Source organism: Acetivibrio cellulolyticus CD2 (genome assembly GCF_000179595.2).
GTDB classification, from domain to species: Bacteria; Bacillota; Clostridia; order Acetivibrionales; family Acetivibrionaceae; genus Acetivibrio; species Acetivibrio cellulolyticus.
In genome coordinates, this window is sequence record NZ_JH556658.1 from 936,118 (window position 1) to 961,286 (window position 25,169).

14 protein-coding genes are annotated in these 25,169 nt (G+C 35.4%); 3 read left to right on the forward strand and 11 right to left on the reverse strand.

Annotation, left to right across the window (positions count from 1 at the left end; genetic code table 11):
• Positions 1–35: 35 nt before the first annotated feature.
• The 5 genes from ACECE_RS0219570 to ACECE_RS28280 form a co-directional block, all read right to left on the reverse strand.
• Positions 36–2,060, reverse strand: coding sequence for a hypothetical protein (locus ACECE_RS0219570; RefSeq protein ID WP_040428632.1), 2,025 nt, complete (start codon positions 2,058–2,060; stop codon positions 36–38).
• Positions 2,053–3,927, reverse strand: a complete 1,875-nt coding sequence (locus ACECE_RS0219575) for a P-loop NTPase family protein (RefSeq protein WP_010250310.1) — start codon at positions 3,925–3,927, stop codon at positions 2,053–2,055. Before ACECE_RS0219575 ends, ACECE_RS0219570 begins: the two co-directional genes overlap by 8 nt.
• Positions 3,928–4,740 carry a P-loop NTPase family protein gene (locus ACECE_RS0219580; protein ID WP_010250312.1) on the reverse strand — a complete coding sequence of 271 codons (813 nt, stop codon included), beginning with the start codon at positions 4,738–4,740 and terminating at the stop codon, positions 3,928–3,930.
• A gap of 1 nt (position 4,741) precedes the next feature.
• Positions 4,742–5,485: a hypothetical protein gene (locus ACECE_RS0219585; RefSeq protein ID WP_010250314.1), complete on the reverse strand. Its 744-nt coding sequence runs from the start codon at positions 5,483–5,485 to the stop codon at positions 4,742–4,744.
• 121 nt (positions 5,486–5,606) lie between these two features.
• Positions 5,607–6,659 carry an SAF domain-containing protein gene (locus ACECE_RS28280; RefSeq protein WP_010250316.1) on the reverse strand — a complete coding sequence of 351 codons (1,053 nt, stop codon included), beginning with the start codon at positions 6,657–6,659 and terminating at the stop codon, positions 5,607–5,609.
• A gap of 576 nt (positions 6,660–7,235) precedes the next feature.
• Between ACECE_RS28280 and ACECE_RS28285 the strand changes: the two genes are divergently transcribed.
• Positions 7,236–8,414: a polysaccharide deacetylase family protein gene (locus ACECE_RS28285; RefSeq protein ID WP_010250318.1), complete on the forward strand. Its 1,179-nt coding sequence runs from the start codon at positions 7,236–7,238 to the stop codon at positions 8,412–8,414.
• A 228-nt stretch (positions 8,415–8,642) separates the two neighbouring features.
• Positions 8,643–9,635, forward strand: a complete 993-nt coding sequence (locus tag ACECE_RS0219600; protein WP_010250320.1) for a tyrosine recombinase XerC — start codon at positions 8,643–8,645, stop codon at positions 9,633–9,635.
• A 15-nt stretch (positions 9,636–9,650) separates the two neighbouring features.
• On the opposite strand, the gene ACECE_RS28290 is transcribed toward ACECE_RS0219600, so the two are convergent.
• Positions 9,651–11,114 carry an LTA synthase family protein gene (locus ACECE_RS28290; RefSeq protein WP_010250321.1) on the reverse strand — a complete coding sequence of 488 codons (1,464 nt, stop codon included), beginning with the start codon at positions 11,112–11,114 and terminating at the stop codon, positions 9,651–9,653.
• Between the two features lie 297 nt (positions 11,115–11,411).
• Between ACECE_RS28290 and ACECE_RS31935 the strand changes: the two genes are divergently transcribed.
• On the forward strand, positions 11,412–12,908 hold the full coding sequence (locus ACECE_RS31935; protein WP_010250323.1) for a methyl-accepting chemotaxis protein: 1,497 nt from the start codon (positions 11,412–11,414) through the stop codon (positions 12,906–12,908).
• Between the two features lie 116 nt (positions 12,909–13,024).
• Here the strand turns inward: ACECE_RS31935 and ACECE_RS0219620 are convergent, their stop codons facing one another.
• From ACECE_RS0219620 to ACECE_RS0219640, 5 genes are all read right to left on the reverse strand, one after another.
• Positions 13,025–21,238 carry a type I polyketide synthase gene (locus ACECE_RS0219620; protein ID WP_010250325.1) on the reverse strand — a complete coding sequence of 2,738 codons (8,214 nt, stop codon included), beginning with the start codon at positions 21,236–21,238 and terminating at the stop codon, positions 13,025–13,027.
• Between the two features lie 152 nt (positions 21,239–21,390).
• A complete protein-coding gene (locus ACECE_RS0219625) occupies positions 21,391–22,890 on the reverse strand; it encodes a class I adenylate-forming enzyme family protein (RefSeq protein WP_235715975.1) in 1,500 nt (499 codons plus the stop codon).
• A 32-nt stretch (positions 22,891–22,922) separates the two neighbouring features.
• Complete coding sequence (locus tag ACECE_RS0219630) at positions 22,923–23,963, reverse strand: ketoacyl-ACP synthase III (RefSeq protein WP_010250329.1); 1,041 nt, start codon at positions 23,961–23,963, stop codon at positions 22,923–22,925.
• A 56-nt stretch (positions 23,964–24,019) separates the two neighbouring features.
• Entirely contained in the window at positions 24,020–24,262 is a 243-nt protein-coding gene (locus ACECE_RS0219635) for an acyl carrier protein (protein WP_010250331.1), read from the reverse strand.
• Between the two features lie 38 nt (positions 24,263–24,300).
• Positions 24,301–25,149 (reverse strand): class I SAM-dependent methyltransferase, encoded by an 849-nt coding sequence (locus ACECE_RS0219640; RefSeq protein WP_010250332.1) that lies wholly within the window; start codon positions 25,147–25,149, stop codon positions 24,301–24,303.
• Positions 25,150–25,169 lie beyond the last annotated feature (20 nt).

Here is a 25,169-nt window from a genome sequence, read left to right on the forward strand (position 1 = left end):
AAAAAATTCTCCTCACTTTTATAAAATTAGATTTTCTAAATTGAATTACCCATTTGGCTTGAGTAGTCCATTAACTGATTTATACTAATTAGTATAAACGGCAAAAGGATATAGAGAAATATTGTTGCAATAAGCGGTACAAACGCTATCATTTTCCCCCACATTCCCTTCTTATTTAAAGTAATTTCATTATCCATTTTTCTTTTTTCCTGGTAATACCCCCTTTCAACTTTCAACTGGTCAAATGCCCTTACTATTGGTATTTTATCCGAAGCAGATTGAAGATTCTCTACAATTCTGCTAAAAGGAACAAAGGGTTCATCAATCTTTAACTGCTCTAAGGCTTCCATATCACCATTTTCAAAGTTATTCAGGCACTTGCTTATAGAATCCTTAAATACCACAGCAAATTGCTCCATCCATTTAAGTATATCCTCTACTGAGACTCTGTCTATATGCATAAGCATTAATATGATGGCATGGTATTGCATAACTTCATCTTCCATATTCATCTGAATAACTTTTTTCCTGAACAAAATTAACCAGTAAGGAATATTATAAGATATTACAGCTATTAAAAGACATATCAAAAGTTCCCACCATTTAAAATACTCCTCACGATATTTTTTCAACTTTTCTATAATCCTTTTAGAAGCTATACCTGCAAGTGTTTTGTCTTCTATCACGCCATATTCCAAAACCGCTTTTTCTACTGTTTTAAAGTCAACTCTCTTATTACCGTATTTCTGTATAATCTCACGATCCATTTTAAGCATTTCTTCTTCAGCTTTTTTGTCTGTATTTTTATCATCAGTCATCAAGCTCTCAGAAGTATATAATATATTGTGCTTAGAAATTGAATGTATGTTTACAAAAACAAAAATGCATACAAATAAAGCTGCAATCAAATATATTATTCTTCTTAAGTAAAAGTGCTCAACTCTCTGGTTCATGCCTACTGATTTCAGCAAATCACCGTATTTTAAGGCCTTATTATACTGTTTATTCTTGAGTATACTTATAAAGCCTGCTAATACAGGAATTTTAAGTAATCTTTGATAAATCCCGTTATCATATTCATTGTGCTGGTAATCACTTTTTAGTGTATTTATAAGTTTATAGGATAGTATTACCAGCAAAAACAATACTATCTGCACCACGAAACCATATGGTCCTTGAAAGTAGTCTACCATTTCAGGTAAATTGCTTTTCCCCCAACTTTCTAAAGGCTTTAATGTAAATATTGGAGCCAAAGCTATTATTGACAGACTATTAAAAAGATAGTCCAGCTTTTGACGCCTTAACATTTCAAGGTTTATTTCCTGCTTCAAATAATTGAGGTTTGTCAGGAACATGGATTCATCATCAACTATTTTATCACCAAACTTTTGTACAGTATAACAGTTTGCAATAAAAGTTTTAAAAAATTTGTTCGGTGCAAGTTCGTTGTACTTTTCTATCTCATTCTCAGGATCGTCTGATGTCAGTATTTCGTACATCCTGGTTGCATGTATCGACATTTCATATTTGCAATCATTAATCGAATCATATACTGCTTCGTCAATCATTCCATGTTCATGGTAGTGATGCCTTACATCTCCAAGGAACTTATCAAACTGAACTATAAGCTTTTTCTCTATACCATCAACAAGCATGTTAATTATCTGGTTGTGTACAATAACAACCGTTATAAGAGAAATTATAAAATAGTATAGATTGAGATCCAAAAGCATTAACACTACCAGCATGGCAAAAACTGCTGAGAATGATATCGCAGCAAATTTCATAGTTTTTCTGGAAACTGTCCAGTTATCTGACATTTCCAACATCTCAATCCTTTTTCTTATCCTTCGTAAGTACTTTTTGGTAAGAAAAAACTTGCTAAAATATGTATAAGTACTGAACCATATATCATTACCTTTACTTCTGTATACCTGCTTTTTAAATTTTTTTGATTTTTTCTTTTTATCCATGCTGAGTGCTGCAAAAATGGCAATTACACAAATTATTATTATAAACGCCATTGCTGCAATTAGAATTCTTATCCGCTGGCTATTCATAAGCAACACCCCAGCCCTCTTTCAAGAACAAGTTAAACTCGTCCTTCTCCTCCTCATTTAAGTGGCTGCATATCTCATCAAAGCTTTTTTTGCTGATAGGATTTGCAACTTTGTATTCACCATTATCCCACACAATAATATCACGAGTTTCAAATGTTTTACGGTCTGTAACCCTTGTAAAATACTCCTTTACAGTATCAGCAAACGCACGCATGGTTTCTTCCTGTGTCTTCCCTTCCTTATAGGTCTCAGGGTAATCAGATTCATCTATAACAGGAATTATCTCGGTTATTCTTTGAATATACCTGTGTCCGGAGATGTCTTTATAAAGGTGTATATCAAAGTTAACAACTTCTGCAACCTGTCTTTCAGCTACCTTCTCATTGCTGAAAACCCTTGTTTGCAAAAGATTATTTCTCAAAGCCAGCACTAGGTCGCTTGAAGTTTTGGCGTGGTGCGTAAAAATAGTAAAGAGTGATGCAACCTGTGCCATCTGAATCATCCAACTTGCTACCGGAGCTGTGGCAACCTCACCCATTATGTTTACCGTACCATCGGTCTTTTTCTGGAGGTCAAGACCTTCCTGACCTGATACTGTAGAAGTTTCCCTAAATGATACTATATTTCTTTTCGGATACAACTTTCGAAGATGCAGCTCAAAAGCCATCTCCTGTATCCTTAGTGTAAAGGTATAGTTTATAAATTTGACTATGGACATGAGAAGAGTTGTTTTTCCTGTACCCTGGAATCCTGTAACAGCTGTAACTCTGCATCCCTTTACAAGCCACTTCATACAATCAATAGCAAGCTTGCTGTTTTTGTCAGTTATCAGGTCTTCTGGTTCTTTATTCTCGGCACTGTCAAATTTTCTTACAAAAAATACCCACGATTCACAAAAAGGAGGTCTTGCAACAACAACACGGCTTCCATCCTTCATTTCATTAACCTTGTAACCATTAGTCTCGGAGAGCTGCCCTGGATTGTTATACCTGTAGATGTTTTTACACACCCTTATAAGCTCCTGCTCTGAACCAAAACTTAAAAATTCAAGATGAATTGTCTTACCTTTAAAGAATATCCATACACTGTCATAAGACATCGGTAAACTGGAAAGAACACCGCCATTATAATCAAATTGTTGGAAGAAAGAACTTGGAATACCTGATACGCCTCCGCTAACCCCATCAATTTTCATATCTCTTATTTCATCTATAACCCCATATCCTTTATAGCGTTGGTATAATCTTTGAACAATAACATTGAGCTTATCATCAAAGCTTGTCAGCCTCTTAACCTTTTGTATGTATGCCTGCTCAATTTCCTCTGAAGTTATAGCATATCTTATTCCATCGCCGTCATTTCCCTCTTCAAGCCCTTTTGCATTATCTAGAGTATTTTCCTCTAAAAGCATTTCCAACGCTTTTAGGTCATGTTTCTTTTTATATACATACAACAAAATCTCAAACTTGTCCTGAATGCTTAATTCTTTTGCACTGTTGAAATTCATAATTTTATCTATATTTGATTCATCTATTTTATAAGTCTTTAGCAATATGTCTCTTATGTAATTTTTTACATAATTCTTTGCATTTATATCACCATATATACAAGTCTTTAACGCTTTTCTCAACTCATTCTTATTTTGCACTCTTTTCTCAAATTCTTCCCTGGTAATATTCATAGAGTACAGGTTTGTCTTAAGAATATCGTTAAATGTATTCTTTATATACTCTAATATAGTATCAAGCTGATATTTGTCTTCGTCTATATCATAATCAAGATATTTTGACTTATTGGCTTTAAAATAATAAATTATACCTCCGGCAACCCCGGTAATTATAAGCATAATAAGAAATATATTCCGCATTTAATCACCTATTTTCTTTAGAGAAATATCAACATTAAGCTTCTTTAATATAAGCTCCACTGTATTACGAACTTCCTGAATAAAGTAATAATTAATGTCATCTTTGCCTGCCTTAAGATTTCTCATTATAAAATCTAATGCTTTCGCTTCACAGCAAGCATCTGAGAATTCTATGTTGTAGGGTATTACCCCAATACCTGATTTTATGCCGAATTTTCTTTGCAGGGCTTTTGCATTGAATCTCGAGTTCCTGTCATACTTGCCTAACAAGAATATGCATTGATCTTTATACTCGCTATATTCCTCAAAAAAATCTTCAATAATATTGTAGTTTTGATTGAGGTTGACAACAATCAGATCAGAATGTTCAAATATTTTTTTGGTAGTATCAGCTTGTCCTGGGGCAACATCTACAAAAATCAGATCATAGTAAGATTTTGCGTGTGCCAGAATTATATCAATAACTTCATTTATATCCTTTACATACAAATCCTTGTTTGTTATCGACGTACCCACCAACAATTCCAGCTTATTCTTTATAATGGTTGTCGTATATCTTGATATGTTATCTTTGTCAACCTTATTATACTTAATAAAACTGCTTAACGCATCAATCCCCACATCATTAAGGCTTGATAATTCATTTTTTACATAATCTCTGTCAATAAACGATGTCTCCAAGGCACTCCTGTCGAAATGGTTGTGAGTCATTAACACCTTTAATCTATATTCCATTATTATCATTGCAGACACCGCAACAAGATTGCATGTTGTGCCCGTCTGGTGATAATTGCTCCAAAATGCTACCTGCATGTCAATTTCCCCTTTCTGCCTTTTTAAACGCCTTATTAATGCTCTTTCTGTCTAAATTAGTACAACTTTCTATAATTTCAAGCAGCATGACTTTATAAGCTTTGGTAAGTTTATCAAATCTGAATCTATCATTATATTGACTCTCTATTTGACATCTATAGTTAATCTCATCAAATTGCACTATGTACTCCATTAATACATTCAACTTTTCATTAATATCTAAAAGAGTGTCGGTATACCTGGTATTTATCTTACTTCCTATAACATCACGATATATTTTTATTATATCTACCTGTGATTTGTTTTCAGACTCTTTTCCATCTTCACTTGTATTAACTGTATATTTTCTGCCGAAGCCCTCAGATGCAATAAATGCTTTTATATACTCTCTTAATTTGAGCACATTACTTCTTTCAATATCTGTAACCATAATAACTGAATCACATTGATTCATGTAATTGGACATATTCTTGTTAAAACCAAAATCAACAAATACAATATCATAGTTGTTAAATTTAATTTCTTCATAGTACTCAGCAGTTTTACAGCCTAAGTATATATCAACATCGCTATAGGTTACTATCTTGTTATCCAAGTATACAGGTACACTATAGCTCCATATATCATCATCCACAGCATCCACTATAGCAACTTTTTTGCCCGCTGCCAAAACTGTTCTTGCAAGATACAAAAGTAAATCACATTTATATGAGCCAGCAAAACCAATTTGCATTAAAGCCTTCATATATAACACTTCCCCCATTATTTTGCAATTTTCTGCATTAATTTTTAACGTAAACTTGACCTATATTTGAATTATCAATGTTTCTGTCTGTTCTAATTCTATCAAGCCATAATCATTGCTATTAATTCAAAACCGCGTCCAGTGAACTTCCCTGGTCATCACCATTGTCTACTTTTGTATTAGGCGCAGCAACTTGACCGCTGCTCTGATTACCAGTTTGTCCGTTCTGCTTTTGCTGACTTTTGTCCGTTTGAGTATTTTCATTAGTTTTACTGTTCTGCACTTTCTCCAAATCTTGAATATTCTTTTTAAACTCTGAATTCTCCTTATCAACGCCGGAACCAACACTATTTAAGTTTTCCTTAGGTATTATGTTGATACGTGCTTCCAAGTCAGCCCTTGCCTGAGTAGTTAAAGCAATTGAAGCCTTTTCCAGTATATTAGGATCTGCCATCATAACCTTTTGCACATCAGCATTAAATGGATATGTAGTTTTGGCTCCTTTTTGTGTCTGTGGCTGTACATATTTAACAACATACAATTTTGTACCTTTTCTCAAATAAGCATCAACAGTGGCACTACTTACAGTAATTAACTCCCTTTGATTAATGTTAATCCAGATCGTACCGGTATTTAACTTAATATCATTAACCTTCTTCTTTGATAATACTATGTAATCTTCACCATTTGGAAATCGTATTCTTACATCTACAAAATCGTTCTTTGCTATGTTTGTTTGAAGTGTAAGTGTATTAAATTCGGCATCTCTTAAATCGTCATCAACTTTATCTGCTTGCAGCATGTATTTCATCAAAGGAGTTTGAGCTTTTAGATCAGTTTTTAGTAACTTTCCGAAATCTTCTTTGTCCATATACTGATCCTTTGGTAATGAAGATAATATTTCAATTGTATCAAACATTGACTCTTCTAATTTTGTATTATACTTCAAATCCTCTATAGGTACATAAACCGTTCTCAAGCTTTGCTCAATCTGTTTTTCGTATGATTTAACCTTGATACTATATTCATCTACTTGCTTCTGGTAATTACCCTTCATTTTGAAATATTGAAATATTCCCAGCACCCCAGATACTACAAAAAGCACAAAAACTGTACCTGTAATAATTATCATACCTACATTGTTTCTTCTTGTTCCGACAATTTTAACTGCCATTCTTACACCTCTAATCTCAATTTTTAAGAAATAATAATATAAATAACAGACACTAAATTAAATCTATTAAACTTAAACATTATATAATTTTATAATTGGGTTCAAAAAGTAGAATGTGTATCAGACATTACGTTTGAAGACTACAAAGAACAAAGCTTATCAAACTTTTCAATCTAAATATCATTAAGCAAAATTCTTCTACTAGCATGACCCCTAAAACAACTCATCATTAACTAAAACAACTCATTATAAACTAAATCCTCTATATTTATATAATTCTATGTCTGTATATAATTTAACTCATAAAGATATTAACATAACTTTCATCCTAAAACAATAACCATTTTTCCATTTTTACAATTTTTAAAATATAAACTCCTATTTTCATCATATAAAAGTTATCTTCACGGTTTTTAAAGGTTCAAATATAAATAGGTATCAATTTTTGTTCCGAAAATGCTGAAAAATTTTCTACAATTTAGACCCAATTACTGCTTTCCAAACTGGATAAATGTTGTATAATTAGGTAGAAGAAGATAAAAAAATGTAGTTTTTTGTTTTTTGGGGGCTATACAAATGATAAGAGAAAGCATATCTAGAAAGAAAATAGTATTCTTTATCCTATTGATTTCACTCTGCTGTTCTAGCTGCAGTACGCAGAACAACATGGACAAGAGTACTATGGCTGTAAGTAATAAGGTTTATGAAAATGGAAGTTCTGAGAAAGTTGTAATTCCAGCTATCAAATCAGCTGATCCAACAGTTGTATCTTCTCCGACTCCAGCTGTCGAACTCGTTACATATAAGGGAACTATTCAGCACATATTTTTCCATCCCTTAATAGCTTACACAGAAAGAGCCTTTGATAATGACTCTATGAGCAAAGGCTATAATGATTGGATGGTAACGGTAAAGGAATTTAAGAAAATTCTGGAATCTCTATACAAAAAAGACTTCATCCTGGTAGCTTATAGAGATGTCTATGAAACTAAAAATGAAAACGGTAAAATTGTACTGGCGAAAAAAGAGCTAAAGCTTCCCGCCGGAAAAAAACCTCTTATAGTATCCATTGATGATCTAAACTACTATGATTATATGCTCGAAAACGGAAACGTATACAAACTAGTACTAGATGAAAATGGCGATGTTGCTACGTATTCCGTGGCTCCAGACGGCAAGGAAATTATCTCTATGGATAACGAAATAGTTCCCATATTAGATACGTTTGTGGAACAGCATAATAATTTTTCTTTTAACGGCGCGAAAGGAATTATTGCCTCAACAGGCTATGAGGGCATTTTAGGGTACAGGACAAATAAATTGGACTCCTTAGATTACGAAAAAGAAAAGAGCGAAGCGCTAAAGGTAGTTAAACGACTAAAGGAAACAGGTTGGACCTTTGCATGCCACGGTTATGGGCATCTTGACGATGTAAAGGTAAGCCGCGAGAGATTTGAGCGGGATACCGAACGCTGGAAAAAGGAAGTAGAAACTCTGGTTGGACCTACCCAGATATATATTTATCCCTATGGAAGCGCTTTTAGCCACAAAGACCCAAGGTTAAAATACCTGCTAAATAACGGTTTTAACATACTTTGCAGTGTAGGTATCGATGACTATCTGGAAAAATATGAAGACTGCGCTTTAATTGACAGGAAAAACATAGATGGATATTCATTTAGGCATCATTCAGAAAAGCTTAAAGATCTATTTGATGTAAATGAAGTAATTGACAGTGCAAGACCTGCTCAGTAGATTTTACCAGGGAGCATCGCTCTCTACTTTTAAGTAGTTTTGCGACACTCCCTGACAACTTATCTTTATCAGCAGCATTCATAATGCTTACCCCTTTCATAGCTCCGGGATTCTTTACATAGACTTATAACATTACAGATTGTTGACATGACTTGTAAAACCCAATGTTTAGAGGTATTATTAATAATATGTATTTATGTAACTAAATTTATATTTGAGGTCATACTTATGAAAAATATTTCTGCTTATGAAATGCCTTTAATCTTAAAAGATTTTTTAAACTATCTTCAAACAATCAAAGGAAAATCAATTAACACTGTCCAAGTATATTTTTATGACTTGAGGGTTTTTTTTCGATTCCTTAAAATGGACAGAAATCTGGTCGATAAAAAACTGGATTTTGATAAGATCGATATTTGTGATGTTGATATAGAACTAATTAAAACTGTTACTTTAAGCGATTTATATTCATTTATGTCATACGTCAGCAATAATCGTGACAATACTTCATATGCCCGTGCCAGAAAAGTTGCAAGCTTAAAATCATTCTTCAATTACCTTTTTAATAAGGCTAAACTTCTTAATGTAAACCCTGCAAGCGAACTTGAATCGCCTAAAATCTTAAAACGCCTGCCAAGGTATTTAAATGTTGAGGAAAGCAAACAACTATTATCGTCAGTGAACACCGGAACATATTCTGAACGTGATTATGCAATGTTAACCCTTTTCCTAAACTGTGGTATGCGTTTATCCGAATTAGTTGGAATAAATATAAATAATATAAAAAACGACACCCTTACCGTTATTGGCAAAGGTGATAAAGAGCGCAGCATACCTTTAAATAGTGCTTGTCTTGAAGCTATTGAAGCCTATATGAAAGTTCGTCCCGTAAATGGTGTTAAAGATAAAAATGCTCTTTTTATAAGCGGGAGAAAACAACGTATAAGCAAGGAATCAGTACAGAAGATAGTTAAAAAATATATAAAGCAGGCTGGTCTCGACCCTCAGCGGTATTCAACCCATAAACTAAGACACACAGCAGCAACGCTTATGTATAAGTATGGCAAAGTCGACATTAGAGCGCTACAGGAACTGCTAGGTCACGAAAGTATTGCGACTACAGAAATATATACTCACTTAGATAAGGAACAGCTCAAGGATGCTGTTGACAAGAATCCACTTTCCGGATTTAGTAGAGCTAAGGAAAAAGAAGCTGATTAATCTACTGATCAACGGTTATGAAAAAAATCCAGTATAATACTCCGAATGTTTGGATAATTCTGTCTTTAAAACATCCAAACCCAGTTCCTCTGCCAATGTAGGGACATTGGAAAATATGTTCGTTCCCAAGCCTAATCGCTCTCCCTCTATCGTAGCTCCGGCACAAGCCAAAACTGTAGGAAACATGTCAAATGACGTAATCACCCGTTTTTCAGTCACCGCTTTGCTGATATTAGGGCAATTAATAAAGCAATTATAAATTCTACGATCGCTTTTATTTATCCCCTTGAAATAATCCCCGATCATACTCAGATGATCACCCGTTATAATAATGGATGTGTTTTCATAGAAAGGCTGCATCTTAATCCAGGAAACAAAGTCATTTAATTGCTCGCTGGAACAAGCTAGCACGTTAGAGAATTCCTCCTTGTATTTGTTTTCACACTTATCACAGATATATCCATTGGGATGATGTGTATCCACTGTAAGCATGGTAAAATTAAACGGCTCTTTTCCTGCTGCCAGACGTGTAAGCTCACCCTTTGCACACTCATATAAATACTGATCCTCATGCCCCCAAAACACATGATAGCCTTCCGGGATATATCCATTTTTCACTGCCGCGTAATAGTCCCAGATTTGATAGTTTCCATGCCTTAAAAACCATAAATCCCGATCAGAAAAAGAGGCATCTGATCCACAAAGAAATTCCTGCTTGTAACCATTTTCGTTAAGCATGTCTCCCAGCGTCTTTACTCCAGGGAATATATTTCCCTGATCGCGCATCTCTTTCCAATTCACAGTTGAATTTATCGGAATTGCTGCTGTTGATGCTACAAGTGCCCCTATCGTAAACTGTGCCTGATCTATCTGGTCATAGCCGCCAAAGCCAGTCACACTTGAGAAGCTTGTATTTGATTTTGCAAGAGCTACAAGCTCCGAAATATAATTTTCTTTCATTAATCCGCCTTCTTCTCTAGATGCAAAGGTGGATTCCATGGACTCCAGATAAATAACAATAACATTCCTCTTCCCATTTCTAAAGGAAACTGATACGGATTCGGGAGCCTGATAGTATTTTTCATAGATATCGGTTTTCTTACTTCTTAGCGACATAAATCTAGTTGCCTTCAAGAGTGTATTAAAATAAAGCATGCTGGAAAACAGGAGAATCAAGGACATTGCAAGAAATGCAAGTAATAGATAACTTTCAGTTTTCCCCATGAATATTCCTATGAAGTACCCAAAAACATTATACATAACAAGTATTGCTGCTGAGTATAGCAAAGGCAATATTGCACAACTTACCACAGCACTTTTGACAATTTCCGGATTTGTACCTCCAAGCGGCATGGAAAGCTGAATCAAAATAGTCTCCAGGTTAACGCCTCCAAAATATCTTTGCGTATATCTGGTTCCGAAGAAAAGAACACCAGCTACAAACAAAATCAATAATAACAGCAAATTCGTTATCACCATATCGCTCCTCCAAGCATACCATATTGTTCTGTCCTATAGCATTTTTATATTATACATATTATATATGAATTTGATACGTCATTAATCTTATTACCCGTTTCTTTTTTGAGTCAGGGGGGCTTTTAGATTGGCCCCGATCACTTGATATTGATTATAAAAATATAGTTAAATTTAAATAGACTATGCCGATATTTATATCAGCTATGTTTAAAAATAATTAAATCTAATTATGCGTCAAAAAGCAAATTTTCTCCAGCATATAAGCTTGGTATATATTATTATGGGAGGCTATTATATATGAGTTCAAAAGATATTATTGCCAGAAGTCGTAAGGAATCCGATGCCTTTTCATTAAAATGTATGAAATTCCTTTCGATTCTTTCTGTACTTGACTTTATTCTTGTCGAAATAAATAAAAAAGGAAAAGCAGATGCCGGGGATTGTTTAATCCTTCTATCTGGATTAGCCGCGCTAATTCCGCTTTTTTATAATAAGTTCTCAAAAGGTAAGAAGAATTTTATTAGTGTTCTGCTGATTTCTACAGAACTTATTTCGGTTGGATTATACATGAGCTCCTGGGTTTATGCTACACCGGCACTGGTGCTTCCATTTGTTATCGGAGCAATGTACTATGACTCAAAGACTCTAAAAAAATTGCTGTTTATTAAGATTCCATCCTTAATAGCAATGTCCTTTTTCTTGTATCTGTTATATAATGGAAAGCTTATTCTGGATGATGTTGTATTTACAAAGAAATTAGCTATGGGTTCCACTGAATATTATATAATACAGCTAATAGGGTTTGGTTATATGTTCATGTTTCTGGCTAAAAAGACAAACAGTATATTAAACAGTGCATTGGAACAAAGTGAAAACAGTGAAGCCTTATTGAATAAAGTTATGACCAACGCCGGAAATATCAATAAAAACATTAATGATTTGTATAGCTACATATATCACAGCCGTGATTCAGTAACTGATATTTCAAAGACAGCATGCTCCATTTCATCAAAGTCCGAAACTATGGCTGCTAAAGCTGAAGAAAGTCAAGATTTTATAGATCAGATTAAGGCGCATATTGATAAAACTATGGAAAATTCTACTGCAATTATAGAACTAACAGAGTCTATGAGTTACATTACTGGAAAGAATCAGAACAATATAGATGATATCGTTAATAAAGTTAACACTATCAATACATCTAATCAACAGACCATAACTCAGTTTGAATATATAAGGCAGAACAATATGGAAATAAATGAAGCTCTAGAGATTATCAATGCTGTATCAGATCAAACTAATCTATTGGCTTTAAATGCTTCTATTGAAGCAGCCCGGGCTGGAGAAGCAGGAAAAGGATTTGCAGTTGTAGCAACAGAAATCAGGAAGCTGGCAGATCAGACTAATGCTTCTACCAAAACCATTACCGATATTTTGAGTAAAATGATTGAAAGAACCAATCAATCTATAGAAGCTGTTAATTTTACAGAAGCAAATATCTGCGCTACCATGGAACTTTTGGAAAATACCAAGGGAGATTTTTCGAAAATGTTTAGCAGTCAGAATTCTGTTATAGATGAAATAATGCAATCCGAAAAACTTATAAGGAAGCTGGAAGATTATATTCAAAATATAAAATCTGTCATGGGAGAGACACTTTCTGAATTTAAGACGACTTCATCAGATATATTAGGTATTTCCGACGTTTTGGATGAGCTTGATAAATCTTTCCAAACAATTGCTGATTTTGCAAAAGATGTTCAAGCAAGCTCCAATAGCCTCATCGAACCTTAATTTATGAGTAGATTTTAAGTTTATATAGCTCTATAAAAATTGTGCCCACCTCAACTAACAGGTGGGCACAATTTTTATATGCAAATGCGATATACTAACGTGAAAAGTTTACCATCCTACAGATTTATTCTCTTCATAACAACATTTTTAGCATAGTAACACACTTCATCATTTTCATTAAGAAAAATAACATCATAGGTTTTAGCATCATCCGATTCATTCGTAATTTTCGAATATGCTTTATACTGGCAAGGTTCTTTCGGAACTTTTACTACTCCAAGCTCTTCAATTTGCCATGGCAGATAAACTCTCTTGATTTCAATCAAAGTATGAATTGCACAAACCTGAAATACCGAGTCCATAAATGCAGGATTTATCAATAATTTATCCAATTGATACTTCTTATTGCTAATCTGCTCCGGTGGCAGCACTGTCGAATATACCACTCCATTTTTGCCCCTTTTTATAGTGCCGTCCTCCTTGACCTGACTCATAAATAATGGCCCTACATGTATGGAATTTGGTATTTTTGTATTGTATTCATACATCATATCTTTCTGATACAACATCTCCATTGTTTCATTTTCGATATTTCTTATTTCCAGTAAAGATAAATAATCTCCGATCTTGTCACTTACCTCCATACTGTTCAGTTCAATACGATTTGTTATTCCAAACTTTGATTTAAGATAAGTGTGCGAAGCTATTGAAAAGCTTCCATTCTTGGGTTCATCAGTGATAGTTAAAATCACTTCCTGAGGGTTCTCATGGTACAATTTCAAGCCGTTATTCAATTTAACATTTCTGAAGCAATACTGTTCTTTACGGCCGAAATTAATACTGTGAAATTCTGCGCACATTTCCAAAAAGCCTACCGCCGGCATTATTGGCGTTGTTCCAAGTCTGTGCTGGTCAATAATCGGATCTGTTTTAACCGAAAGTACCTTATGTCCTTTATCATACTTTCCATTTGTTTTCGATACCCAGTCCAAAAGAGGTGTTTCCTCCACCGGGCATTTCATCATTCCGTTATGGGCAAAATGACGCAACCCATTACTGACAATAACTTCGTGAGAGTTTATTCCGTTGGTTAAAAGCTCAACAAATGCCTCTGTTCCCCTTTTAACTTCAATCAGATGTAAACCTAACTCTTCCGAATGATTTTTAACAAACTCATTTCTCCACGCCATTCCGGTATCTTTCCAACCAGACCAAGCAATGCTTAAAGCATGTACTGATTTATACTTTGATTTAATCATTCCCATAAAACTGTTTATAAAGTTGTTTGCACTGCAATAATCCAACTGTGCCTCATTTCCAAATCTGCCCGAAACGGATGAAAAACCTACAAATGCCTTAAGGTCATTTAAGTCCAGCAATCTATACAGATTGCAAAGACCTTGTGCTTTTACAGAAAATACTTCTTTAAACTCCTCGTAAGTCTTTTGCTTTATTAACCTGCTTTTTTCAATCCCTGCAGCATAAACAGCAATATGTACGGCACCATTTTGGTTCAATGCTTCCTGCATTGCACCCTTCATGCTATCATAATTTCTTACATCGCATGGTACATATAAAGCTTTTCCACCAGCTTTTTCGACATAGTCGATTAACTGATAGATCGAATTTGCCTTTACAATTTTATCAAATTCACTTTGGACCAATGCAGGGGTTACTTTTTTCCCTTCTTCCTTTAATTTACTGTGAATTTGCGTCTTTTTTTGTTCCAGAGCATTTTCATCAAGCTGCGATAGTTCCCTAACATTCTCAGGAAGCTGTGTACGCCCTAATATAGTGAATTTACCTCCATTAAACCTTTGACATAACCCCTTGACTATCTCAGCTGTAATTCCGTAACCTCCGCCAGTAATGAGGAAATGTGGCTTTTCGGGCAGTTCAATGTTTTTATACTCTGCCCTATCAGGAATATCAATCTTTAGAACTTTCCTTTCCCCGTTTTGGTAGCCTATTTCATAATCAAGTGAACTCTCTTGAGCTTCCTTAACTATATTTGACATGCTCTCCTCAGGTATATCTGATACTTGTTCACAGCCTAAATCAATAACCTTTATACTTGATTTTGGCCACTCTTTGCGAAGCCCCTTATAAAATCCGCCAATAGCGCCGTAAAAAGGATCGTTTATTTCCTGCTCATTGGCATATCCATGGCATCCGTCAATATTAACAAGGCAAAGTATTCTTAACTGCGGTTCGGCCAAAACTTCTGAAAGTTTTTTATAGAAATAAAACCTGGCTTCACTGCTTAAAAACAGCATTTGCTCTTCTTCATCTCCTGTCATTTTGTCAAACTCGATTGCTCCTCCAAGATGGGTACAATCGACAATTACATCTACAGGATTTTTTACAAATTGAGCTATTTTGCCTTCCAACTCTCCTTTTGAGAAATTCTTTTCAAACACAAAGCTATTTACATTATATGAATATTCCTTGAAATGTTTTAAGACCCTCTGAACAGTCTTATCATCATCTCCCAATAACCAGATATTTTTATCTTTGATTTCATAATCGGGCACACCCAAAGCTTCTTCAACAAAAACAGGAATATGAAGTGAAAGCATTTTGCTATCATCATCGGTTTTAATTAATTCATCTTCATAAGTTATGTCACTTTCTGCATTATTGACTTTCAGAACCTCATCATCTGCTTTTACGTTATTATCCAAAGACTCCTCAATCATATTGATAATAGCACCAATAGTTTTATATTGTGAGATATTCTTGAACTTCTCTTTACCAATCTCAAATTTATCACCAATCATTGAAAATATAGTAGCCTGCTTTACAGTGTCAATCCCCAGGTCTGCCTCCATCTCCATTTCCAACTCCAGCATATCCTTAGGATATTTCGTTATCTCTGAAATCAATGCTAATACCTGATGGTTAATACTTTTTGAATCTTCTTTAAGCTCAGTATTTTTAACAATGGTTTTTGATTGCCCCACTGTCTCGATTGCAGCCTTATTTATAGATGTTCTATTTTTCTCTTCAGGACTATTGCCCACAACTGATTTACCTGTACCGGTCTTTTGATTTTGCTCTATAAATTTAATTACAGAATCAATCGTCCTGTACATTGAAACATTTTTGGACATTTCTTCACTAACACCATATTTCTGACCGAGTATAGAAAATATCGTGGCCTGTTTGACAGTGTCAATTCCTAAATCCGCTTCCATCTCCATGTCCCTATCCAACATGTCAGCAGGATACTTGGTAATTTCAGATATTACTTGAAATACGTCCGAGGAGCAATCAAACAAACCTTCCGATGAATTACCAGTTTCAACAGAATCCTGTACTTTTTCTACCATAGCTTGTTCTTCACTGCCATTCATTTGGCAAATCAGGTTAACCACATCACCTATTGTAGGATAATTGGATAGTCTTACACCTTGTTCAGGAGCCAAATTGAATTTATCGGAAATCATTGAGAATATAGTCGCCTGCTTTACAGTATCAATTCCCAGATCCGCTTCCATCTCCATCGATAGATCAAGCATATCCTTAGGATATTTTGTCACACTGGAATATATGTTCAATATCTCATCTTTGATACTTGCATTCATTAAAGTATCTGCTTTTGGAACAATTAATTCAACCTTATCCTGTTGTGGTGCCATTGGCACCTTAGCACTGATTGTTTCTTCCCTTTCAATACTTGGCTGCTGCAGATTATTTTCTACTCTTTGTATTCCAATTCTATTACCTTCCGCTATCAAAATTCTGCCCATATTTTTCAACTCAGCTGCTTCTGATGACGTTATATTAGCCAGCCACTGTTGATATTTATTCTTATCGCTGAATCTGTTATCCCCGTTCGCCAGCTTTTGCAGCAAATGGAAATTACCTTGAGCCCCATAACCTGCAACTATCCTTAAAATGTAATCAAAATTGTAATTTCCGCCCTCTGACAGATTTAACCCTTCAAGTTCCGGATCAGGTTCTCTGTAATTTACAACAGGAGGAATCTTCTGGTATTGCAGACACTTAGCAGCAACAGCTTCCTCAATTGATGCTCCAAGGGTATGTCCGGTCATTCCCTTAGTGTTGATAACCTTCAATTCTCTGAACTTTTCTCCAAAAGCATGGTGCAATGCTTGCTTCTCAGCAATTGAGCAGCCTCCTTTTCTTGGAGAATAGGTCTCATGGGAGTAATAAACGGTTTTAGGAGCAATCGTATTTCTATTGATTCCGTGCTCACTTTCCATTTTATTTAGGAATCTATCCAGTTGAATACTGAATTCTTTACCATCAATCTTAACCTGATGCCCGGCAGTATTAAACATATGAGTTCCAATAATACGGCATATCCCGTCCATACCTCTATTTGATACATCCGATTCTTTTTCTATTACCAGTCCTACGGCGCCGGAACCCAAAATCATTCCATTCCTTCTATTATCGAAAGGAACCGCTGCTTCATAAACATCTCCTGAATCGGTAGCTGAACCTGTACTCAGGAAGGAAGCCCCCATCCATGGTAAAGCAGCTTTAGAACCCGGATTTTCCGCACCAATAATAATCATCCTTTTTGCATGTCCGCTTCTGATCAAATCTTCAGCCAGAGTTACGGCACTTACTGTTGAACTGCAGGCTGCACTGAGATGGAAATTCGGTCCCTTTGCGCCAATAAACTGGGCAAGCCTGTTATTTGCTCTTGAAGATATTTGTGACATAAACTCATGATTGAATTTATATATATCTTCTTCACCACAGTTGTTAAGAAGTCTCGAATATTGGATAGTAAACCAGTCGGTCAGTATTTTTCTGGAATTAGGATCACTTATTCTGGTGACAACTCCCTCATAAAAATGAATCAAGTCGTTTCTGGTCTTTGCTCCGAATTTACTTGCAATAAACTTTGAAGTTTCTTCAATAAATGGCTCAATCATCAAGAACCCGTTAGCAAAAATAATTCCTGTATCCTCCTGCATTTCTTCCGGCAGAACATATCTTCCAGGCAAGTAATGCCCTGATGAAGTCTTTATCTGTTCCTGTACAAGAGGAATTCCTGCATCCTTTAATGCCTCATAACCAGCTGCAACTCCGGCACATACAGCGAAAGTCATTTGTCTTATAGTTTTTTCATCTACAAGGTAATCATTCAACATATCTATTTTTCCAAACTTTCCTGCCAGTTGAATAACTTCATTTATTGCTGTAAGGCTTTTATAAGTCGAGCCGCTTTCTGTTTTTATCAACCTTGTTATATTTAAATCAAGCATACTTTGCATTTCATCATCGGTAAGCATCTCGATAAGATTCTTTCCTTCAAGCAGATACTTGAAATTTTCATCACTGAATACTTTTTTGAAGCTGCCCGGTAATCCAATAGATACTCCGCTGTAAACCAAACTTTCCTTAGGCATAACAACCTGATTATTTGAATTTATCGCAATCTGCTGCATATTCACAGGCTTAACCGCTTCCGGAGCTTCTTCAAGGACTTTTTGAACTGAAATAGTTTTTATCTCAGTCAATCCAAGAGTTTCCTTTGTCGGTATGGTACATAAATCAACTCCATATGCAAACAACTCGGCTAATGCACACTGATAAGCTTCAACAGAGTCCTTTTTCCTGTTATTTGTAGAAATCACCTTCACATCACTGTCTTGCAGAATGCTTCTGACAAGGTTTGTCAACACAGTTGACGGACCTGTTTCAATGAATAGTCTTACTCCCAAATCATAAAGCTTCTTTATGGAATCTACAAAGTTAACTGAAGAAAGTATCTGGCTCTTTAGAACGTTCGGCATATCCTTGAGTTGTTCCCTTGTACCAGGGTAAAAATCAACAAGATGGCATGCCATAACCTTGGTTTTTGAAGCATCAAATTCAATGTTTGATATTTTATTGTAAAAACTATCGGCAGCCCTCTCAGTGAGGTCTGTATGGAAGGCATGTGATACTTTTAAAACAGTGTAAGCTATATTATTCCCACTTAAATACTCTACAAATTTATTAACTTCATTATCACTTCCACCAACAACTGTTTGCTCCAGAGAATTAATATTGGCAATACTTACTTTTGATTCGCTATTTTGAATCATTTCGGCCACTTTTATTTTCTCTGCCTTAACACTCACCATACGGCCTCTTTCGGACTCTGGAATGCCATCAAACGAAAATCCTCTGGCACCAACCAGCTCAATAGCTGATTTCAGATCAAGCATTCCTGCCGCATAAAGTGCGGTAATTTCACCTAAGCTATGGCCTATCATGTAATCTGCCTTAACGCCACATTCACTTAACATCTTATATATTGCAATATTACTTAAAAACATTGCCGGATGAGTGTTTTTGGTATTTTTTAATTCCTTCTCCAACTGCTCTTTGTTGTCACCGAAAATAACAGGCATAAGTGGATATCCGTATTTTGCTTTCCACATTGCATCAGCCTGCATATAAAAAACTTCAACTGCCGAATAATTATCACGGATTTCCCTTAACATATCAGGATATTGAGAAGCCTGCCCCGGAAACATCAATGCCATCTTATCAGATGATATGGGTTCACCTTTACCAAAGTATATACCTTTAAGTTGAAGAGCCGAAAGGTTTTCCATCTTACCTTCATTCAAAGACTTCATCAATAAATCCCATTTTTCTTTAAGTTCTTCTGCCGCTTTAGCACTGATGGCAGCTCTCCACTCTTTTTTTGCACAGGCAGCGGCATTATTTAAAAATACAGCCTGTCCATATTGAAGCTGACTGTTAAGTTTTTGACAAAACTCCGAATATGAAGCATTAATCTCATCCAATGTATCTCCTGAAAAGAATACAACCTGATTACAAGCACTGTTTTTAACTTCCAGCAAAGTGCTACCTTCTACTTTTCGTGCACCTTGCAAAGGATATATTTTAGGGAGGAACTCTGTCCTGTATTCTTCCATGGCAATATGAAAATCACTGCCCCCAAAACCATATGAACTGACGCCGGCTCTTCTAGGATGCTCTTTGGACTCCTGCCAGTGTTTTTGCTCGGTTAAAATGTAAAACGGTGATCCTTCCAACTGGAGTTTTGGATTTATTCTCTGAACATCTGCTACAGGCGGAAGAATTTTATTATGTAATGCAAATGCAGTTTTTATTAAACTTGGAGCTCCTGCAGCAGTTCTTAGATGGCCGATATTTGATTTTACAGAACTGACTCCACAATAGTTTTGTTTTGTAGCACCAAGCCCCTGGAAAGCCTTTTTCAATGCGCTTATCTCAATTACATCTCCAACAATTGTTCCAGTTCCATGAGCCTCAATTAACTCCACAGTATCAATAGGATAGTCCGCCATTCTTGCTGCGGCCTGTATTACACGAACTTGTCCTTCTTCACTTGGAGCTGCAATAGCTTTTCCTTTACCGTCACTTCCCTGCCCATAACCGGAAATTAGCGCAATTATATTATCTTGGTCCCTTAGAGCATCTCCCAATCTTTTTAGAACCAGTACTCCACCCCCAAAACCCATAACAAATCCATTAGCCCTTTCGTCAAATGGATATGAACCAACAGGAGATAGTGCGTTAATACCTGAAAAGGCAACAAAGCCTGGTTCACTTAACGAAACTTCAGCAGCACCCGTTATTACTGCATCATATTCATGGTTCAACAACCCTGAAATTCCAAGTGAAGCTGCTGTGAGCGTTGAAGCACAAGCAGCATCAACTGTAAATGACGGTCCATGGAAATCAAATATATTGGATATTCTTGCAGCAGTAATATTCTGCAGCATTCCAGGTGCACTATCTTCAGTAATTGGAATTGTATTTTTCAGCACCTTTTGTGATAACCCACCTATAATTTCATCTAATTGTTCTGCATTTATTTTAGACCCCAATTCAGATTTGTTTCTAAGATAGTCTTCAATTTCCTGAAAGAAAACTCTTCTTATAATATTATCATTCTGTATGCCTGGAGCTCCAGTACCGAATATTACCGCCGTACGCTCCTTAGGCAGAACACTCTTTAGCGAGCTCAATGCCTGATCCACACAGAGCATCGCAACATGTTGATTCGGATCCATTTGTTCAGCTGTCGTAGGCGGTATTTTATACTTTCTGCACAAATGTAAATAATCATCCAACCTTGCTACAGCCGCAATTTTTGTATATGATTTATCCTTCTTATCAGATTTCCCAAAGACTTCAGGCCTGTAATATATGCTTCCATTAAAATATTCTTCCGGTATATCTCTTATAGATACCCTTTTTGTTATTATATTGTTCCAGAATGTATTCAAATCAATTGCATCCGGAAAATAACCTCCCATAGCAACTACTGCGATTCTTTCCTCTGGATAATAATATTTATTCATTTTTATTCCCCCCAGTTATATTGTTCTCACATTCTATTTTTTCTCTATTGATTACATGTATTGAACGCGATAAAGCTTTTACATCGCGCTTCAATTTCCTTAATTAATTATCGTGAAAATTAAATTTGTCCTTGTAAAATCATTTTCACGATTTACATATTTTTTAAAGCCTTTTTATCAATTTTGCCTATATTATTTCTTGGGAACTCTGCTAGAAATGTGATACTCTTAGGTATTTTTAAATTTGCGAGCTTCTCTGAAGCATATCTAATCAAGTCACGATCTTGTGTATTTCTATCTTCTTTGAGTACAACGAAAGCTTTGACAACTTCTCCATACAAGCTATCTTCTACACCCACTACTGCTGAATCTACTACATCAGGGTGTGAATTTAATACCGCTTCAATCTCTATTGGTGAAATTTTTAGACCTGCTACATTTATGAACTCTGTTCTTCTTCCGCATAAGACAAAAGAACCGTCACTCCTGCGGTATCCAAGATCCCCCGTATATAAATATCCGTCTCTCAGCCTTTCTGCAGTTTCTTCAGGTCTCTTATAATACCCCAGCATCAAACCCGGCCCTTTAACACGGATTTCACCAATAACACCATCCTCGCATATTTGTCCTTGTTGGTCTGCAACCTCAACTACAAGTACACTTTTAGCTGGAAATCCAACATTTCCGGCAGGTTCAGGCAGCATGTCACGTCTTGATGTAATCAGTGTAGTTGCTTCACAAAGCCCCAACCCTTCATCAAGGTAAATACCTATGTTTTTATACCATGACAATGCTGTATCATAATTTAAAGGTGCAGCTGCACAAAAAGCTTTTTTAAGTTTTCTGAGTTGAACATAAAATGCTTCATATCTCAATAATTGCTGGTAATGGGTAGGCACTCCGAAAATATGGGTAATTTTCTCGTCGTCAATCACTTTTGCAATTCTAACCGGTTGAAATGACCTTAAAAAGACAATTGCTGCTTTTCCTTCCATAGAAGGAGCAAAAAGTGAAACACATCCGTAAGCATGTGAGAAAGGAACAAAGCACAGTAGCCTGTCATCCGGGTCATAGGGGTACTTTGATTCTCTATTTTTTCTTAAAAACGTGAAAAAACATCCAGTTGTCAGCATAACCCCTTTAGGTGTTGATGTTGAACCTGATGTATATATAAGCATAGCCAAGTCATCTTCTTCAAAATTATAATATTCCTCAACCCGGGAATAGTCTGCCAGCGGTATCTTGCATGCTTCTTCAATCTCTCTGACATTGATTATATCCACTTCAAGTCCCTCTTCTAAAGGAACGTCCTCCTTTTTAAGGTAAGTTATCAAACATTTCGAATCGGAATCCTTAACATAATAATTGAGTTCACACGGTTTAAATAAAGGGTCTACCAGACAAATAACACATCCGATATATTCGACTGCAAGAAGTACAACAGCAGCTTCTGCACTATTATACAGGTGCATGGAAATAATTGTGCCAGGTTTATATCCTTTTTCTTTCAAGAAAGCTGCAACTCTTAATACCTCTTCTTTTAACCCCCTGTAAGTAATTCTTCTTCCGTTTTCACCGTCAATAACAGCTTCTCTATCCAGGTATTCCTCTTGTGTACCAAATAAAAGCTCACAATAATTCACCTTATACATTCCCCCCAAAAATAAAATTTTTTATATAGAATTTAATATTTAAATATAAATCCACCACTGCTGGCTCCTGCACCATGTCCGTGCATCATTACAATATTCCCTCTTTTAAGCCTTCCTGTTTCGATTAATTCATACAGGTTTAATGGACTCATACTTGCAACAGTGTTCCCATATTTATGGAAACAACTTATGCTTTTTTCCTTTGGAATATTAAGAGCTTTCAATTGAGCTTCCCATATTACGGTAGACTGATCAGATGTAACAAAAAAGTCTATATCATTTAAGGTAAGACCTGCATCCATCAGAAGTTTTTCACAAACTACTTTTGCATGCTCAACAGAGCTTTCCATTATTAGATTTCCATTATCAATTCTCATATCAAACATATTATAATCGATTTCTTTAATTCCATCTCTTAAAGTGCTTGTACCATAAGGTATATAGGCAATATTATAGAATACTGGATTGGTAAAAATATAAGAAGATATAAAATGTTTTGTATCTGACCTTCCTAAAAGCATGGCTGTAATTCCGTCTCCATAAAGAAATATGGTCTTGGGATTTGGTTTGTTCCACCTTTGTATTCCTTTCGAACTAGTTCCTCCACCAATTACCAGAACATATTCATCACCTGAAGCAATACTTCTAACGGCTAGATCCATTGCATGCATAAATCCGCTGCAGGCAGACGATATATCAAAAGCTGGAATTCCCACCGTAGTTCCAAGTTCTTTTAAAAGGGCAACAGATAGCGCAGGTATTTGATAATCACCAAGAAGTTTTGTGTATATAACCTTATCCACCTGTTCAATACTTATTTCTGCTTTGTTAAGACATTGCCTTACCGCTTTAGCCATTAATCCTTCGAGACTTTCATCACTGTTAATCCATCTTCTTTCGCTAATCCCAATTGAAAATTTTACAGCCCTGTCGGTAGCAATTATATTATATTTATCGATTATTTCCTGGTTAGATACAACACGTTCAGGTAGTCCAACTCCCATTGATATGATTTTTGCCTGTCTCTTGACATTTAGTGGCTTGATATCTGGAAACTGAATATCTATTTCCATAATTCCTCCAAATTAGTTATACCTGATAACTTAAAATTTATTGTTAAGTACAAATTCTATTCACTTAATACATTAAAAATATGGCTGACTAGATCTTTCATAACAAACAGTTCCGGTTTTGCCTCAATCATAGGTATATTGAAGGTTTCAGAAAACTGAAATCCCAATTCTACCAATGCAATAGAGTCAGCAAACAAATCATTTACCAGATTTGTTTCAGGTTTTAGCTCACTGCTGTTAATCTTTAAATAATCAACAATCAATGCCTTTGTTTTTTCATAAACTTCATTGTAATCCATTATACATCCCCCTAATTTAAACTTTATTAACTTTATTATTAACCTATTTTACAAATTTGTTTACAAAATGCATTATTATAGATCTTCTGATTTCTTTGCGAAAGCAAAGATAATTTCTGATCAATTTTATCTAGCTTTTCTTCAGAAATAAATTTTTCTTTAGTTTTTATCATCAAACAAAACTTCATGACTCGAGTAGAAAAAAAATCTACTTTTCGCTGAAGTTCTTCATCCAGCAACATTTTAAATTCATTTAATGAAAAAGCTGCTTTAAGAGAATTACGAAAATCTTCACGACTAAGCGGCCGTTCTCCACCACGATATTCAACAAAGAAATCAATTGATTTTTCGGAATGCAACCTGCAAAAGTCAAAAATAAAAATTGAAGTATCCTGATTTACCAAACTATTAACAGCCTTAAAAAATTTTTTCAAGGATTGAAGGTCATTCAGGTGATGTAAAGCATATACACACATAATTCCATCAATTCGTTTATCTTGCAGACCTTGCACTTCCGTAAAATCTTGTTTGATGAATTCAACATTAGACAAATTCATGCTTTCTGCTCTTATCTTTGCTCTTTTAAGCATTTCCTCCGATAGATCGACTCCTGTAAAATGAATTTCCGGGTTAATTTCAGCTACTTGGCATAAAAGCTGTCCGGAGCCACAACCAAGGTCTAATACACGTTTGCAGCCCGAAATTGTTCTTGATACCTGGGATATAATATATAAATGCGGTGCTGCCATTGTACCATCAGGATTTCCTTCTGCATCAAAGGCCTGAACTTTTTCTCCTGTCATAATAGTTTCAGGTTCCGGCATTCTCTCAAAATATTGTTTACAAACAACTTCCCTCAATATTGTAACAAGGGGTTTAAATGACATTACATATCTTCCTTTCTACT